The sequence below is a fragment of the Ancylobacter sp. SL191 genome, from assembly GCF_026625645.1.
Classification (GTDB): domain Bacteria; phylum Pseudomonadota; class Alphaproteobacteria; order Rhizobiales; family Xanthobacteraceae; genus Ancylobacter.
Genome location: NZ_CP113056.1, coordinates 2,080,806 through 2,095,995, shown reverse-complemented (window position 1 = coordinate 2,095,995; position 15,190 = coordinate 2,080,806). Strand labels below are relative to the sequence as shown.

General features: G+C 65.8%; 11 protein-coding genes. 3 read left to right on the top strand and 8 right to left on the bottom strand.

Annotation, left to right across the window (positions count from 1 at the left end; translation table 11 throughout):
- Nucleotides 1-172 precede the first annotated feature (172 nt).
- Genes OU996_RS09465 through OU996_RS09455 form a run of 3 tightly spaced genes read left to right on the top strand, consistent with a single transcriptional unit; the run spans nucleotide 173 to nucleotide 3,010 of the window.
- Nucleotides 173-1,126, top strand: a complete 954-nt coding sequence (locus tag OU996_RS09465; RefSeq protein ID WP_267585346.1) for a heme/hemin ABC transporter substrate-binding protein — start codon at nucleotides 173-175, stop codon at nucleotides 1,124-1,126.
- Between the two features lie 16 nt (nucleotides 1,127-1,142).
- On the top strand, nucleotides 1,143-2,237 hold the full coding sequence (locus OU996_RS09460; RefSeq protein ID WP_267585345.1) for a FecCD family ABC transporter permease: 1,095 nt from the start codon (nucleotides 1,143-1,145) through the stop codon (nucleotides 2,235-2,237).
- Nucleotides 2,238-2,245: 8 nt separating this feature from the next.
- Nucleotides 2,246-3,010, top strand: coding sequence for a heme ABC transporter ATP-binding protein (locus OU996_RS09455; protein ID WP_267585344.1), 765 nt, complete (start codon nucleotides 2,246-2,248; stop codon nucleotides 3,008-3,010).
- 50 nt (nucleotides 3,011-3,060) lie between these two features.
- Here OU996_RS09455 and OU996_RS09450 read toward each other — a convergent pair whose 3' ends face one another.
- The 8 genes from OU996_RS09450 to OU996_RS09415 form a co-directional block, all read right to left on the bottom strand.
- Nucleotides 3,061-3,642 carry a biliverdin-producing heme oxygenase gene (locus OU996_RS09450; protein WP_267585343.1) on the bottom strand — a complete coding sequence of 194 codons (582 nt, stop codon included), beginning with the start codon at nucleotides 3,640-3,642 and terminating at the stop codon, nucleotides 3,061-3,063.
- 41 nt (nucleotides 3,643-3,683) lie between these two features.
- Complete coding sequence (locus tag OU996_RS09445; protein ID WP_267585342.1) at nucleotides 3,684-5,876, bottom strand: TonB-dependent hemoglobin/transferrin/lactoferrin family receptor; 2,193 nt, start codon at nucleotides 5,874-5,876, stop codon at nucleotides 3,684-3,686.
- A gap of 335 nt (nucleotides 5,877-6,211) precedes the next feature.
- On the bottom strand, nucleotides 6,212-9,286 hold the full coding sequence (locus tag OU996_RS09440) for an efflux RND transporter permease subunit (protein WP_267585341.1): 3,075 nt from the start codon (nucleotides 9,284-9,286) through the stop codon (nucleotides 6,212-6,214).
- A 10-nt stretch (nucleotides 9,287-9,296) separates the two neighbouring features.
- Entirely contained in the window at nucleotides 9,297-10,373 is a 1,077-nt protein-coding gene (locus OU996_RS09435; protein WP_267585340.1) for an efflux RND transporter periplasmic adaptor subunit, read from the bottom strand.
- 209 nt (nucleotides 10,374-10,582) lie between these two features.
- The gene (locus tag OU996_RS09430) at nucleotides 10,583-12,034 is read right to left on the bottom strand and encodes a gamma-aminobutyraldehyde dehydrogenase (RefSeq protein WP_267585339.1); all 1,452 of its coding nucleotides are present in this window, start codon (nucleotides 12,032-12,034) and stop codon (nucleotides 10,583-10,585) included.
- 9 nt (nucleotides 12,035-12,043) lie between these two features.
- A complete protein-coding gene (locus OU996_RS09425) occupies nucleotides 12,044-12,844 on the bottom strand; it encodes an ABC transporter permease (protein WP_267585338.1) in 801 nt (266 codons plus the stop codon).
- A 189-nt stretch (nucleotides 12,845-13,033) separates the two neighbouring features.
- Complete coding sequence (locus OU996_RS09420; protein WP_267585337.1) at nucleotides 13,034-13,981, bottom strand: ABC transporter permease; 948 nt, start codon at nucleotides 13,979-13,981, stop codon at nucleotides 13,034-13,036.
- The gene (locus OU996_RS09415; RefSeq protein ID WP_267585336.1) at nucleotides 13,978-15,018 is read right to left on the bottom strand and encodes an ABC transporter ATP-binding protein; all 1,041 of its coding nucleotides are present in this window, start codon (nucleotides 15,016-15,018) and stop codon (nucleotides 13,978-13,980) included. Before OU996_RS09415 ends, OU996_RS09420 begins: the two co-directional genes overlap by 4 nt.
- Between the last annotated feature and the right edge of the window lie 172 nt (nucleotides 15,019-15,190).

Genomic DNA, 15,190 nt, shown 5'->3' with positions numbered 1-15,190 from the left:
GATTCGCGCGGAGTGGCGGGTTCCGCATCGACTCAAAGACCGGACAGACAACACCACCTTGATTATTATTCTAATAATTCCAATTATTTAGCTTCAACGAGATATCATTTCACCATCCATCTGCGAGGCCTTATCAGTGTCGGGACGACTGCCCTGCACGGGTGTCGCCTCGATGCTGGAGATACCCATCATGCGCTTGAGCCCGCACCTTCCTTGGTCCTTGGCGCTTGGCATGGCTCTCCTGGTCCTGACGGCTTCGCTCGAACCCGTGCGGGCTCAATCCGCGCCCACGCCGCGTGACACCTCACGCATCGTCGCCATTGGCGGCGCTGTTACCGAGATTCTCTATGCGCTGGGCGTCGGCGATCGCATCGTGGCGGTAGACACATCCAGCACCTATCCACCCGAGGCCCTGAAGACCAAGCCGAATGTCGGTTATATGCGCGCCTTGTCGCCGGAAGGCGTGCTGTCGGCGGGGCCAAGCCTCATCATCGCGCTTGAGGGCGCGGGGCCTCCGGACGCGGTGAAAGTGCTCAAGGGCGCCGCCGTGCCCTTCGAGACCGTCCCCGAGCCACGGGATGCCGGCAGTGTCGTCGCCAATATCCGCCGGGTAGCTGATCTTGCCGGCGTACCGGAACGCGGCGCCGCGCTGGCGCAGGCAGTTGAGCAGGATTTCGCCGCGCTCGCCGCCCAGCGGGCCCGCATCACGAGCCCACGCAGCGCGGCCTTTGTCCTGTCAGCTTCGGGAACCGCACCAGTGGTCGGTGGCGCGCATACTAGTGCCGACGCGATCTTCGCGCTGGCGGGTGTCGAGAACGCCATGCGCGCGGTCAATGGTTATAAGCCCGCCGTTGACGAGGCGGTTCTCGGCGCCCAGCCCTATGCGATCATCCTGATGAAGGACAGCAACCACGCGGTAGGCGATGACGCGATCGCCGCCATGCCAGCCTTTGCCGGCTCGCCCGCGGCGACGGCGAAGCGGCTCTATCGGTTGGATGGCGGATATCTGCTGGGATTTGGCCCACGCACGCCCCAGGCAGCCCGCGATCTCGCGGCACTGATCTACCCCGAACTGGAGCTGGCGACCCTCCCGAACCATCCTTGGACAGCGCCGGCGGCACCGTGAGACCGAGGACTCGCTGATGAGCGACGCACAAGCATCGCACCTTGCCGCAGCCCGATCGGCGCGCTGGGTCGGCAGCACGCGGCAAGGGCTGCTGGTATGCGGGGCGCTCCTCCTCCTCGCCTTCCTGGCCTCACTGGCGATCGGACCGGTCACCATCGCACCCCGCCGCGTGCTCGAGATTCTGCTCGGCGCGTTAAGCGGCACACAGCCGAGCGGCGTCAGCCTGCGTGAGAGCGTCATCGTGCTGGACATCCGCCTCCCGCGCACGCTGCTGGGAATGCTGGTTGGCGGCGGCATTGCCGTGGCGGGCGCGCTGATGCAGGGCATCTTCCGCAATCCTCTCGCCGATCCCGCGCTCATTGGGATTTCCAATGGCGCCGCACTGGGAGCCGTCATCTGGATTGTACTCGGCGCCCACCTCGCGCCGCTGATGCCGGGACTGCTGGCCGAAGCCGGCCTGCCCCTGATGGCCTTTCTCGGGGCACTCGCTGCCACGTTGGGGCTCTACGCCATCGCCACGCATCAGGGCCGCACATCCATTCCCACCATGCTGTTCGCCGGCATCGCCATCGGCGCGCTCGCCGCCGCCGGCACCGGGCTGATGGTGTTCATGGCGTCGGACCAGCAATTGCGCGACTTCACCTTCTGGTCGTTCGGCAGCCTCGGCGGCGCGACCTGGCACAAGGTGGCGAGCATGTTGCCCTTCATGGCGCTGCTTGCTCTCGTCGCCGCGCGTCTTGGCCGGGCGCTCGACGCGCTCGCCCTCGGCGAAGCCGAGGCCTTCCATGTCGGCGTGAATGTTCAGTGGACGAAAGCTCTGGCCATCGCCGCGATCGCTGCCGGGACTGGGGCGGCCGTTGCGGTGGCGGGGGTGATCGGTTTCGTTGGACTGGTGGTGCCTCACCTCATCCGCCTCGCCATGGGGCCGGGACACCGGATGCTCCTGCCGGCCGCCGGCCTGCTGGGCGGCGCGCTGCTACTCGGGGCGGATGTCGTGGCGCGCACGATCGCCAGCCCCGCCGAACTGCCGCTTGGCGTGGTCACGGCGGCACTCGGCGCGCCCTTCTTCATCGGTCTTCTGCTGAAGCGCCGCGCAGCGCTGTTCGGATAGGAGCAGGTATGTACGAAGCCCGCGATGTCCATTTCCGCGCCGGGCGCCGCAGCCTGCTCTCCGGCGCTTCCGTGCGTGTGGTGCCCGGCCGCGTGACCGTGCTGATTGGCCCGAACGGAGCGGGAAAATCGACGCTACTGAAAGTGCTCGCGGGCGAGCATCGACCGCACGCCGGCGACGTCCGCCTCGCGGGAACCGATATCCGCCAGCTTCGTCCCTTTGAGCTCGCCAGTCTCAGGGCCGTGGTGCCGCAGAGCGCCCAGCTCGCCTTTCCGTTCACAGTGGCGGAAATTGTCGCGATCGGCTCCGAGGGTAGCCGCGAGAGCGCCCGGCTTATCCGCAGGGTGCTCGATCAGGTGCAGCTCGGAGGATTCGAGGCCCGGCCCTATGACGAATTGTCGGGAGGCGAGCGCCAGCGTGTGCAAATCGCCCGGGCGCTGGCACAGCTCGCGGGCGGCACCCGCCCCGGCTATCTACTGCTGGACGAGCCGACCGCCAGCCTGGACCTAGCCCAGCAGCTGCTCGTCATCCGGCATCTGCGGACGCTGGCGGCAGAGGAGGGCGTGGGCGTACTCGCCGTTCTGCACGATCTCAATCTCGCGGCTATGGCCGCCGATACGATCGTGGCGATGCGGGATGGCACGGTGCTGGCGGATGGCGCGCCGGGCACTGTCCTCACGGACGCGACCATTCATGCGCTCTACGGGGTGCAGGCACGGGTCGGATGGACCCCGGCGGCACCGTTCCTGCTGCCGCAGTCGGTGGAACACTGACGCTGCGGCCGGGCGAGGCACTCGTCCGGCCAGCTTGATGAGCCTTGAGCTCAGAGCATTTCCTGCCGAACGAGTTCCAGCACGTGGTTGAAGGCCGCCGTGGCAGCGACCTCGGCCGCGCGCTCCTCGGCTTCGGTCAGTTCGACCGAATCCAGGCCCGCTGTGAAGCGGCGCCAGTGCAGGCCCCGCCCCTCGGCGTGGCCCGCGAGGTGGCGGGCACCAAACTCGCTGGAGAAGCCGATCTTGGCCGCGTCCTTGGCAAGGAAGGCCGCGCCCATGTTCGAGCCCTCGACCACATAGAGCCAGCCCAGGGCCTCGGCCAGCGGACGCTCCGGGCCGAAGTCGGCAACCGGCGCCGTCACGCCGAGATCGGCGAAATCCTGCTCCAGCGCGTCGAGGCGCGAGCGCTCCGCAAGGTCCGGCAACAGGGTCTGGAACGCCGGCGCGGCGTAGAGCGGCTCGACATGACGATGCAGCCGGTACTGGAAACGCAGGAAGCGCTCATAATTCGCGCGACTGGCGAAGGGCTGCGCACTCATGACGGTGGTATCCACCACTTCATGCGCCGCCGTTGTCGCCGCCTTCAGCCGCTTGGCGCGAGTGTCCGGCTGGATATCCGTCACGATGGTCATTGTGTCCGCCTTCACGTCATCTGTTCCCGACACCGCCGCACTCACTTGGTGATGAGCGCAGGCGACGCCTGTGCCACCTCGCCGCCGCCAAATCGAATGGTCAAGCCGGCCTTCACCGTCAGGCCAGCGCTGGGGAGGAAATTCTCGTACTGCGTATATTGTTCATCCAGCAGATTTTCCACCGAGACGCGCCACAGCGTGTTGGCGTTCGGCTGGTAGCCCGCATAGAGGCTGACAAGATTGAAGCTGTCGGTAGGCTCATAGACCGAATTGTCCGGAAGGTCGTCCGCCGTCACCGCCGCCACCGCCGTCCAGCTGACCGCCAGCGTCAGCTTCTCATCCAGGAAGCGGAAGCCGAGTGTGGTGGTGATCTGATCAGGCGGGATGGTCGACAGCGGCTGGCCGGAATCGGGGCCCGCCGTGACTTCGCCTTCGGTGGTCTGGCCAGACAGCTTCAGGAACCACTGGCGCGCATCATAGGTGCCCTCGAATTCGAAGCCGCGCAGGCGCGCCTCCTCGACGTTCTGGTACTGCGCCAGCGAATAGGAGTTGTAGGAGACGCAGCGCCCACGCACCGAGTAAATGCAGGCAGGGCCGCCATACGTCACCAGCTCGATGTAATTGTCGACATCGTTCTGGTAGTAGTTCGCCTTAACCCTCAGCGTGTCGCCGCCCTTGAACAGGTTGTCCTGCTTGATGTTGACGCCGATTTCCTTGTTCTTTCCGACTTCAGCTTCGAGATCGGGATTGGCGACGAACGTGAAGGGTTCAAGGCCGCCGGTGAAGAAGGCCGGGTGAGCGCCAGAGACCAGCGCCTCGGTAACGGTCGGCGCGCGATAGCCTTCCGCATAGGTGGCGTAAACGGTCAGCCATTCAACCGGCGTCACACCCACAGTGAACTTCGGCGAGACACGGCTGCCATCCGTGCCGCCCGCATCGGAGCTCAGCGAGTAGGCGTCGTAGCGCAGCGCGGCGATGGCCTCGAGCCAGGTGGAGTAGTTCGCCTTCCACTGCACGAAGGCGCCGCCCACACCGCGCTCGCCCGAGGGGTTGTAGCCGTCACCGAAGCCATAATCGTCGGTGTTGTTCACGTCGTCGTGGAAATAGTCGCCACCATAGGTGATGGCGTTCTCCACCGAACCCCAGTCGAAGCGGCTGGTGTTGTTGGCGTCGAAGCCGACCGTGTTGATCACGAAGCTGCGGGGATCGCCGATCGCGCCCGTGATCGCGCTGGCGCTGCCGGCCACCTTGACCTGGTCCTGATCGACCTGGTTCCAGTAGACCGCCGAACGCCAGTCAACCAGCTTGTCGTCGGGGTTCTGGTAGTTCCAGCTCAGCGTGAGGGTGCGGTTGGCAACATCGGTGCCGTAGACGGTCGCTGTCGACGTGGCGCTGCTGCTGGTGTCGTACTGGCTCTCATAATTGAGGAAGCTCAGCTTGACCTCGTGGAAGTCGGCCGGGCGGACCGTGACCTTGGCGAGGCCGGTCCAGGTCTCGTAGCCGGTGTCGGCCACGACATCGCCGTCGCCGTCCTTGTAATCATCCTGGTTGCGGTAGGTGCCGCCGAACAGCACATCAATGTTCTGGCCGACATGAGCCGCCGCCAGCAGCGAACCATAGCCCATCGGGCCGTTGGTGCCGCCTTCGGCATCGGCTTCGACGCCCCAGCTATTGCCCGCCGCGATGATGTCGTCCGCATCCTTGGTGCGCATCGTCACCACGCCGCCAATCGCGCCGGAGCCGTAAATGTTCGACACCGGGCCGCGCACCACGTCGACATCCGAGATGAGGCCCGGTTCGACGAAGAAGGTGCCCGCGCCGTTGCCGTGGCCGAGCTGGGTGAAGTTCTGACGGGCCCCGTCAATGATCACCGCCACGCGACCGAAATCCTGCAGACCGCGAATGTTGATCGCCGTCTGGCTCGAATTGCCGTTCTGGATGGCGGTGACGCCGGGCATGCCGAGGAAGAGATCCTGCGTCCGAACGGGCATGATCATCTCAAGATCGTCGGGTCGCACGACACTGACCGCGGCCAGCGTATCAATCCAGCTTTCCGGCGTGAGGGTGGCAACGACGGTGACGGGATCAAGCTCGACGAACTCGTCGGTGGCAACCACCTGCGTCGTCGAGGCCGCCTGCTGCGCCAGCGCGGGCGCCGCCACAGCGAGCGTCAGGAGGGAGACGCCCAGCGAGAGTGCACGACGGGTGCGGGTGTGGTGGCGCGTGCGTGTCATTCGGTGTCCCCAAGCCGGCGCGCGTCGGAGTTCTCACCCCAAGCCGCCCCCAATATTTGAAGATTCGGGACTCGCGCCCCGATGAACTCGAATGACTGCTTAATTTGAGCAAAAACTTGAGTCAATTAATGTATTCGTTAGTTTAAATAGTTTCAAAGAAAGCCATCTTTTAGATTAACTCTAAGAGAAGACCCTCTTTTGAACGATTATATGAACTAGCGTTGCTGAAACGACCCGCACCCCTAACGGGACGGGTGGAAAAGAGCGCAAAGCACGCAGCGCGTGCAGGCAAAGGCCTGCACGCGGCGCTTGGGCTCGGAAAGATGAGAAAGGTTCTATTCGGCCGGGCTGTGGACGAGGCCCGGCGCGATCTCGGCATGGGCCACATGATGGATGCGGCCGATCAGCGAATAGACGGCGGGAACGACGAAGAGAGTGAGCACTGTCCCGAGCGTCATCCCGCCCACAATGACCCAGCCGATCTGCGACCGGCTCTCGGCGCCGGCACCCGTCGCGAGCGCCAGCGGGACCGCGCCGAGCACCATGGCGCCTGTGGTCATCAGGATCGGCCGCAGACGCAGCACCGCCGATTCGATCACCGCGCCGAGCCGGTCGTGACCGGCCTCCTGCTGCTGGTTGGCGAACTCGACGATCAGGATGCCGTGCTTGGTGATGAGACCGACGAGGGTGACGAGGCCGATCTGCGAATAGACGTTGAGCGTCCCGCCGGTGAGGTAGAGCGCCGCCAGCGCTCCCGTCATCGACAGTGGCACCGTCAGCATGATGATGACCGGATCGCGGAAGCTCTCAAACTGCGCCGCCAGCACCAGATAGATGAAGCCGAGCGCCAGGATGAACACGACGAGCAGACTCTGGCCCGTCGCCCGGAATTCACGGCTCTGGCCAGCCACATCCGTTTGCACTGTCTGCGGCAGGATATCGCGGGCGGTCTCGTCGAGGAATGCCAGCGCCTCGCCCTGCGCGAAACCGGGCGCGAGATTGGCCGAGATGGTCGCTGAACGCAGCTGGTTGAAGCGCTTCAGCTCCTGGGGCGCTACCGTCTCACGCACCGTTACAAGGTTGGAGAGCTGCACCATGTCACCGCTCGCCGACCGCAGGTAGATCGTGTCGAGCGTGGCCGGGGAGGCGCGGTCCTGTGCGTCCAGCTGGACATAGACGTCATACTGCTCGCCGCTCACCTCAAAGCGCGTGACCTGCCGCCCGCCGAGCAGGCTCTCGAGCGTGCGACCAAGCGCGGAGACGTCGATGCCCAGATCGGCCGCCTTGGCGCGATCCACCGTGATGGAAATCTCCGGCTTGTTGAGCTTGAGGTCGCTCTCGACGCTGGTCAGGCCGGGGTAATCGGCGACGCGCGCGAGGAAGCGGTCGACATACTGGTCGAGCTCCTCATAGGTGCCCGAGGTCTGCAGCACGAACTCGATGGGGCGCGAATTATTGGAAGCGCCGAGCGAGGCGGGATTATTGGCGTAGGCATTCACGCCGGCGATGCGCCGCAGCTGCGGCGAGGTGGCGGCGACAATCTCCTGCTGCCGGCGGTCGCGCTCGTTCCAGTCCTTGAGGCGACCGATGACGAGGAACCGGTTCACCTCGGGCATGCCGTTGATGATGAGCACGCTGTCGATCTCCGGAATCTTGTTCACGATTCCGTCGATCTGGTTGGTGTAGCGCGAGGTGTAGCCGAGCGTCGAACCTTCGGGCCCGCTGCCGGTAACGCGGACGATGCCGCGATCCTCGACCGGCGAGAGTTCGGAGGGCAGGACATAAAGCAGCACACCGCTTGATGCGCCAACGAGCAGCGCCACAAGCAGCACCAGCGGGCGTACCTTGAGCGTTGCAGTCAGCCAGCGGCGATAGCCGTTCTCGAGCCCACTGAGACCGCGCTCGATGAAGGCGGAGACGCGGCCCGGCTTTGCCTCATGCCGAAGAAGCCGCGAGCACATCATCGGCGTCAGCGACAGCGCGACGAAACCGGAGATGAGCACGGCTCCGGCGAGTGTCAGGGCAAATTCCAGGAACAGCCGTCCGGTGCGCCCCGAGGCGAACGCCACCGGGGCGTAAACCGCGGCGAGCGTCAGCGTCATGGCGATGACCGCGAAACCGATCTCGCGCGAGCCCTTGATGGCGGCGGGGATCGGCTTCATGCCATGCTCGATGTGCCGGAAAATATTCTCCAGCACGACGATGGCGTCATCCACCACCAGGCCGATGGCCAGCACCATGGCCAGCAGGGTCAGCGTGTTCACGCTGAAACCCAGCGCGTACATGATCGCGAAGGTGGTCACCAGCGAGATCGGGATGGTGACGATGGGGATGAGCGAGGCACGCCAGGACCGCAGGAACAGCACGATCACTAGCACCACCAGCACCACCGCCTCGAAGATGGTGTGGAACACCGACTTGATCGAGCGGTCGATGAACACGGCGTTGTCATTGCCGACCGTCGCGCTCATGCCTTCGGGCAGGCTCTGGTTCACTGCCGGCAGCACGCCGCGCACGCCGGAGGAGACGTCGAGCGGGTTGGCCACCGCCTGCTTGATGATGCCGACGATGATTGCCTGCGCGCCCTGGAAGCGGCTAGAGCGCCGTTCATCGGCCGCGCCGAGTTCGACCCTCGCGACCTCGCCGAGGCGCACCTGCGCGCCGTCGGCCCGCTTCACCACGATGTCGTTGAACTGATCGACCGTCGACAGCGCGGTGCGCGAGAGCACGTTGAACTCACGATCCGTGCTTTCGATGCGCCCGGACGGGATCTCGACATTCTGCGCCCGCAGCGAGTCCTCGATGTCCTGCACCGTCAGCGCATAGGAAGCGAGGCGCTCACGGTCGATCCACACCCGCATGGCGTAGCGCCGCTCGCCATAGATCTGCACGTCGGCGACGCCGGTGAGGTTCTTGAAGCGGTCGACCACATAGCGGTCGATGTAGTCGGTCAGCTCCAACCCGTTCATCCGGTCGGAACGGAACACGACGAAGACGACGGGCTGCGCGTCCGCCTCGACCTTGGAGATCACCGGCTCGTCGATCTCGTCCGGCAGACGCTGGCGCACGCGGCTGACACGATCGCGCACGTCGCTGGCCGCGACGTCCGGGTTGATCTCCGGGCGGAAGCGCACGGTGATGCGGCTGGATTCCGAGCGGCTGGTGGATTCGAGAACGTCGATGCCCTCGATACCGGCGATCGAGCCTTCCAGAACCTGCGTGACCTGCGTCTCGACGATGCTCGCCGACGCGCCGGTGTAGCTGGTGACGACGGAAACCACCGGTTCGTCGATGTTCGGGTATTCGCGCACCGTGAGACGGCTATAGGCGACGATGCCGACCAGCACCATCAGCAGGCTGAGCACGGTCGCGAAGACCGGGCGGCGAATGCAGATCTCGGGAAGTCCCATCCTCGCCTCCTCAGCTCTGCGGAGCCGGCGGGGCGCTCACGATATCGACAGCCGCATTGGGACGCAGCCGTCCCTGCCCGGCGGTGACCACGGTCGCGCCGGCCTGAAGGCCGCTCACAACCTCCACCTCACCGGCCTGGCGCTCGCCCAGAATCACCTTTTTCTGCAAGGCCTTACCGGCCTCAATCACCCAGACAAGCCGCTCCTGCCCCCGCGGCACGACAGCGCTCTCCGGCACGAAGACGGAGCTGCGCACATCACGACCCTTCAGCACCACGCGCACGAACAGACCCGGGCGGAGCGTGAGGTCGGGATTGGGCAGGCGGGCGCGGACGCTGAGCGCACGCCCGTTCACGTCGATCAGCGGATCGATGGCGTAGACGGTGCCGGTGAAGCTACGTCCAGGCAGCGCATCCACCATCACGTCCACGGACTGGTCGGCAGCCACGCGCCCGAGCTGGGTTTCCGGCACCTTGAAGTCGACCTTGAGGGTGTCGATCTTCTCCAGATTCACCAGCTCCGTGCCGATGGCGATGTAAGCGCCGGGGGAAACCGAGCGCAGACCCACCGTTCCATCGAACGGCGCGGTGATCGTGTGCTTGGCGATCTGCACCCGCTGGGAATCGAGCAGCGCATTCGCCGTGTTCAGCTCGGCCCGCGCCTCATCGAGTGCCCGCGCCGTGCCAGAACCGCTCTGCTGCAGGCGCTGCGCCCGCTCGTAATTCGCCTTGGCGAGTTCCAGCCGCGCCTCGGTTTCCTCACGGGAGGCGTTCACCAGCGCTGCGTCGAGCTGGATCAGCACGTCGCCCGCCTTGACGTGCTGACCTTCCCGGAAGCGGATATCCTGAATGCGACCGGCGACCTCGGAGGCGACCTTCACCGATTCATCGGACTGCAGACTACCGATGGACCGTATGTCGGTGGTCACATTGGCCTGACGCGCCGAGGCGACCTCGACCGCAATGCGCGGCGCGGCGCCGCGCGGCTCCTGCGCCGCCGCCTCTCCCTTGAAAGCGGGCAGAGCAGCCAGCCATCCCTTCTGGTAGGCGAAGGCTCCGCCTCCCACCACGAGGGCAAGACAGAGCATCAGGCCGGTCCGACGTCGCATAAGCTCCCCTTCGCTGGCCGTTGTCGCAGGCAGATATATTACGCTGCGACACAGCAGACGGCGCATGGCGTGCCAACTTAATTCTCCGTCATAAACGGGGACAGTCGGACACAATTGCGCGGCAAGGTATTAGCTTACACCTTTCTGAGAGTGGCGCCGATGGTTTCGCCCGATCGGCGCCGGATGCTTCAGCCGTTCTTGACCATGACGTGCCGTACGACCGTGTAGTCCTCCAGCGCATAGGCGGAGAGATCCTTGCCATAGCCGGACTGCTTGAGCCCGCCATGCGGCATCTCGCTGACCAGCATGAAATGGCAGTTCACCCAGGTGCAGCCATATTGCAGGCGCGAAGCCGTCGCCATGCCCTTGCCGACATCGCGGGTCCAGACCGAGGAAGCGAGGCCGTAATCGCTGTCATTGGCCCACCCCACCGCTTCCTCGACATCGGAGAAGCGCGTGACGGACACGACCGGCCCGAACACCTCGCGCCGGACGATCTCGTCGCTCTGCAGCGCCCCGGCCACCACGGTGGGCTCGTAGAAGAAGCCCTTGCCGGTCCCGGCCCCGCCCGAGAGCTTGCCGCCGGTGGCAATCTCGATGTGATTGAGCTCGGAGGCGCGCTCGACGAAGGAGGCGACGCGGGCGCGCTGGCGGGCAGAGATCAGCGGACCGATATCGTTCTGCGTGTCGTCGGTCTGGCCGAATTTCAGCCCCGAGACGGCGGAAGCGAGGTCGGCGACCAGCTTTTCATAGACCTTCTCGCCGGCATAGATCCGGCACGCCGCCGTGCAGTCCTGCCCGGCATTGTAGTAGCCGAAGATCTTCACCCCCTCGACGACCGCCGCGATGTCGGCATCGTCGAACACGATGACGGGAGCCTTGCCGCCAAGCTCGAGATGCGTGCGCTTCACCGTCTTGGCGGCGGCGGTCAGCACCTTCTTGCCGGTGGCGATATCGCCGGTGAGCGAGATCATCGACACTTTCGGATGGTTGATCAGCGCGTTACCCACGCTTTCGCCACGCCCGACGACGACGTTGACCACGCCCGCGGGGAAGAGGTCGGCGATGATCTTGGCGAGCTTCAGCAGCGTCAGCGGCGTCTGCTCGGACGGCTTGATGACCACCGTGTTGCCGCCCGCCAGCGCCGGCGCGAGCTTCCAGGCCGCCATCATCAGCGGGTAGTTCCACGGCGCAATGGAGGCGACGACGCCGATCGGATCGCGCCGGATCATCGAGGTGTGGCCGGCCATGTACTCGCCCGCCACCATACCGTGCTGCGTGCGCGCGGCACCGGCGAAGAAGCGGAAACAGTCGACGACGCCGGGAATCTCGTCATTCAGCACCGCGTGGCGCGGCTTGCCGCAGTTGAGCGCCTCCAGCGTGGCGAAGGATTCCGCCTCGGCCTCGATGCGGTCGGCGAGCTTGAGCAGGAGATAGGAGCGCTCGGCGGGGGTGGTGCGCGACCAGGTGGTGAACGCCTTGTCGGCGGCGTTCACGGCCGCATCTATCTGTTCTGCCGATGCCTCAGGCAGATCTATCAATGTTTCCTCAGTCTTCGGGTTGAGGACGTTCTCCACCGTCTCCGTGCCGGCGACGAATTCGGAGCCGATGAGCATTTGCGTATCGGAAAGGGCGGCCATGAACGTCTCCTATTTGCCTGAACCGGCCACCGCCTCGCCCTCGCGGGTCAGATAGTACGCGGCGAGGATGGGGAGGAAGGTGACAATGATGATGAGGACGGCGACGACATTGGTGACCGGTCGCTGCCGCGGGCGGATCAGCTCGGACAGCATCCATATCGGCAATGTCGATTGCTGGCCGGCGGTGAAGGTTGTGACGATGACTTCATCGAAGCTCAGCGCGAAGGCGAGCATGCCGCCCGCCAGCAGCGCCGTGCCGATATTGGGCAGCACGATGAGGCGGAAGGTCTGGAACGCATCCGCCCCCAGATCCATCGACGCCTCGATCAGCGAGGGCGACAGCCGCCGCAGCCGCGCGACCGCGTTATTGTAGACGACGACGATGCAGAAGGTCGCGTGGCCGAGCACGATGGTCCAGAAGGAGAACGGGATCTCCATCAGCCCGAAGGCCTGACGCAGCGCGATACCCGTGACGATGCCCGGCAGGGCGATCGGCAGCACGAACAGCAGCGAGATCGGCTCCCGGCCGAAAAAGCGCGTGCGCGCCAGCGCCCCGGCGGCGAGCGTGCCCAGCACCAGCGCCAGGGCGGTGGCGATGGTCGCCACCTTCAGCGACAGCCCGACCGCCGCCCAGATATCCGCCCGCCCCCACACCACGCCGAACCATTTCAGCGTGAAGCCCGGCGGGGGAAAGGCGTAGCTCTTCTCTTCGGTGGTGAAGCAGTAGAGCAGGATGAACAGCAGCGGCAAATGCAGGAAGGCCAACCCGCCAAGGGCGGCGATCTTGAGGGTGAGCGGCGCGCGGGTCATCGGGTGCTCCCTTCAAAAGCAGCATATGACGCCTGCGGCGGCTTCTCTGCTGGATCCCGGATCGGCGCTGCGCGTCGCGCAGCTTGTCCGGGAAACAGAAAATGGCTCGTGTCCCGGACAAGTGACGCCGCAGGCGGAACGCCGATCCGGGATCCAGCGAAGACTCTTTGGCCAGCACTCCTCATCCCCTCACAGCGCATCGAACGCCCCCATGCGCTTGGCGAGCGTCAGGAACAGCGCCATGACGAGGATCGGCACCAGCGAGAAGGCGGCGGCGAGCGGGATGTTTCCAGCCGTGCCCTGCTGCATGTAGACCGCCTGGCCGAGCACCAGAGCCGAGGTGCCGATGATCTGCGGCACGATGTAATCGCCCAGTGTCAGCGAGAAGGTGAAGATCGCCCCGGCCACCAGCCCCGGCAGAGCCAGCGGCAGGATCACCGTGCGGAACACGAGGCCAGGGGAGGCGCCGAGATCGCCGGCCGCCTCGATCAGGCTTTTCGGCACGCGCTCCAGCGCCGCCTGCACCGGCAGGATCATGAAGGGCAGCCAGAGGTACGTAAACACCAGCACCATGCCGGTATAGCTGACCGAGAGCGAGGGCCCGCCTACCACCGGCAAGGCGAGCCAGGCTTCCAGCGCCCCGCCGAGGCCGAGCCGCCCGGCGAACCAGCCAATGGCGCCTTCCTTGGCCAGCAGCAGCTTCCAGCCATAGACCTTGACCAGATAGCTCGACCACAGCGGCATCATCACCGCCAGATAGAACGCCGCCTTGGCGCGCGGGCCAGCATAGCGCGCCGCGTAATAGGCGATGGGAAAGGCGATCACCGCGCAAAGCACTGTCACCACAGCGGAAATCGCCACGGTACGCAGCACGATGTCGTAATTGGCCGGACGGAACAGCTCGATCAGCGTCGCCGTTGTCGGCTCGCGCACGATGGTGCCGGAGAACTCGTCGATGGAGAAGATCGACTGGCCGAGGAAGACGAACAGGCTGCCGAGATAGATCAGCCCCAGCCAGAGCAGCGGCGGCACCAGAAGCAGCAGCGTCAGCAGCCGCGTGTGGCGCACCAGCCGGTCGGAGAGCCGGCGCAGCAGCCCGTCGCGCGGGGCGGGCAGGTCGAGTGTGGCAAGGCTCACCGCTCGCCCTCCATCGGCTGGAGCGCGCCGCGCGGAATGGCGAGTTGCACCGTGCCGCCCACCATCACGCCGGCAGAAGCGGCCGGAACCAGCGCGGTGAGCGACAGGCCGGCCTCGGCGCGCACCGACACGCGGCGCACCGGGCCCTGATAGGACACGTCCGTCACCTGCCCGCTGACGAGCACCGCGTTTTCCGGCGTCGGCAGGCCATAGCCGACAAGGCCGATCTTTTCCGGCCGCAGGCTGGAGGGCACTTCCTCGCCACCGAGCGCCGCCGCTTGCGCCGCGCCGAGCACATTGGCCGAGCCGACGAAGCTGGCGACAAAGCGGGTGGCCGGGCGCTCATAGACCTCTTCCGGCGGGCCGACCTGCACGATGCGCCCCTCATTGAACACGGCGACGCGGTCCGCCATGGACAGCGCCTCGCTCTGGTCATGCGTGACGAAGACGAAGGAGAGTCCGAGCGCGCGCTGCAAGCTCTTGAGCTCGCTCTGCATTTCCTCGCGCAGCTTGAGATCGAGCGCGCCCAGCGGCTCGTCCAGCAGCAGCACTTTCGGCCGCACCACCAGCGCGCGGGCGAGCGCCACGCGCTGGCGCTGGCCACCGGACAATTGCGCCGGGCGGCGCGCTTCCATGCCGGCGAGCTTGACGAGGGCGAGCGCCTCGCGGGCCAGCCGATCCCTCTCGGCCCGGCCGATACCGCGCACCTTCAACCCATAGGCGACATTGTCGCCGACGCTGAGATGCGGGAACAGCGCATAATCCTGAAACACCGTATTCACCGGCCGGCGATAGGGCGGCAGCCCCTCGACCGCCTCGCCGAAAATCTCGATATGGCCGGCGTCGGGCTGCTCGAAGCCGGCGATCAGGCGCAGGCACGTCGTCTTGCCCGAGCCGGAAGGGCCGAGCATGGCGAAGAACTCGCCCGGCGCGATGGCGAGATCCACCCCGTCAACCGCCCGCACCGCGCCGAAATGCCGGGTCACTCCGGCAAAGCGGACGGCGGGTGTGGTGGCGGTAAGTGGATGAACATGCATAGGAAAAATCCGACGAGGGCCGTTGGTGATAGCGACGCTGCGCGAAGCTTTGCGCGTGGTCCCGGATCGGCGTTCCGCCTCCGGCGTCACTTGTGCGGGACACGGGGCCGGTTTCCCGGACAAGCTGCGCGGCGCGCAGCGCCGATCCGGGATCCAGCGCAGAATCCCGCCA

What these genes read in the sequence shown, in the direction of transcription:
- OU996_RS09465 (WP_267585346.1), top strand. Translation starts at nt 173, where the DNA reads ATGCTGGAGATACCCATCATGCGCTTGAGCCCGCACCTTCCTTGGTCC.
- OU996_RS09460 (WP_267585345.1), top strand. Translation starts at nt 1,143, where the DNA reads ATGAGCGACGCACAAGCATCGCACCTTGCCGCAGCCCGATCGGCGCGC.
- OU996_RS09455 (WP_267585344.1), top strand. Translation starts at nt 2,246, where the DNA reads ATGTACGAAGCCCGCGATGTCCATTTCCGCGCCGGGCGCCGCAGCCTG.
- OU996_RS09450 (WP_267585343.1), bottom strand. Translation starts at nt 3,642, where the DNA reads ATGACCATCGTGACGGATATCCAGCCGGACACTCGCGCCAAGCGGCTG.
- OU996_RS09445 (WP_267585342.1), bottom strand. Translation starts at nt 5,876, where the DNA reads ATGACACGCACGCGCCACCACACCCGCACCCGTCGTGCACTCTCGCTG.
- OU996_RS09440 (WP_267585341.1), bottom strand. Translation starts at nt 9,286, where the DNA reads ATGGGACTTCCCGAGATCTGCATTCGCCGCCCGGTCTTCGCGACCGTG.
- OU996_RS09435 (WP_267585340.1), bottom strand. Translation starts at nt 10,373, where the DNA reads ATGCTCTGTCTTGCCCTCGTGGTGGGAGGCGGAGCCTTCGCCTACCAG.
- OU996_RS09430 (WP_267585339.1), bottom strand. Translation starts at nt 12,034, where the DNA reads ATGGCCGCCCTTTCCGATACGCAAATGCTCATCGGCTCCGAATTCGTC.
- OU996_RS09425 (WP_267585338.1), bottom strand. Translation starts at nt 12,844, where the DNA reads ATGACCCGCGCGCCGCTCACCCTCAAGATCGCCGCCCTTGGCGGGTTG.
- OU996_RS09415 (WP_267585336.1), bottom strand. Translation starts at nt 15,018, where the DNA reads ATGCATGTTCATCCACTTACCGCCACCACACCCGCCGTCCGCTTTGCC.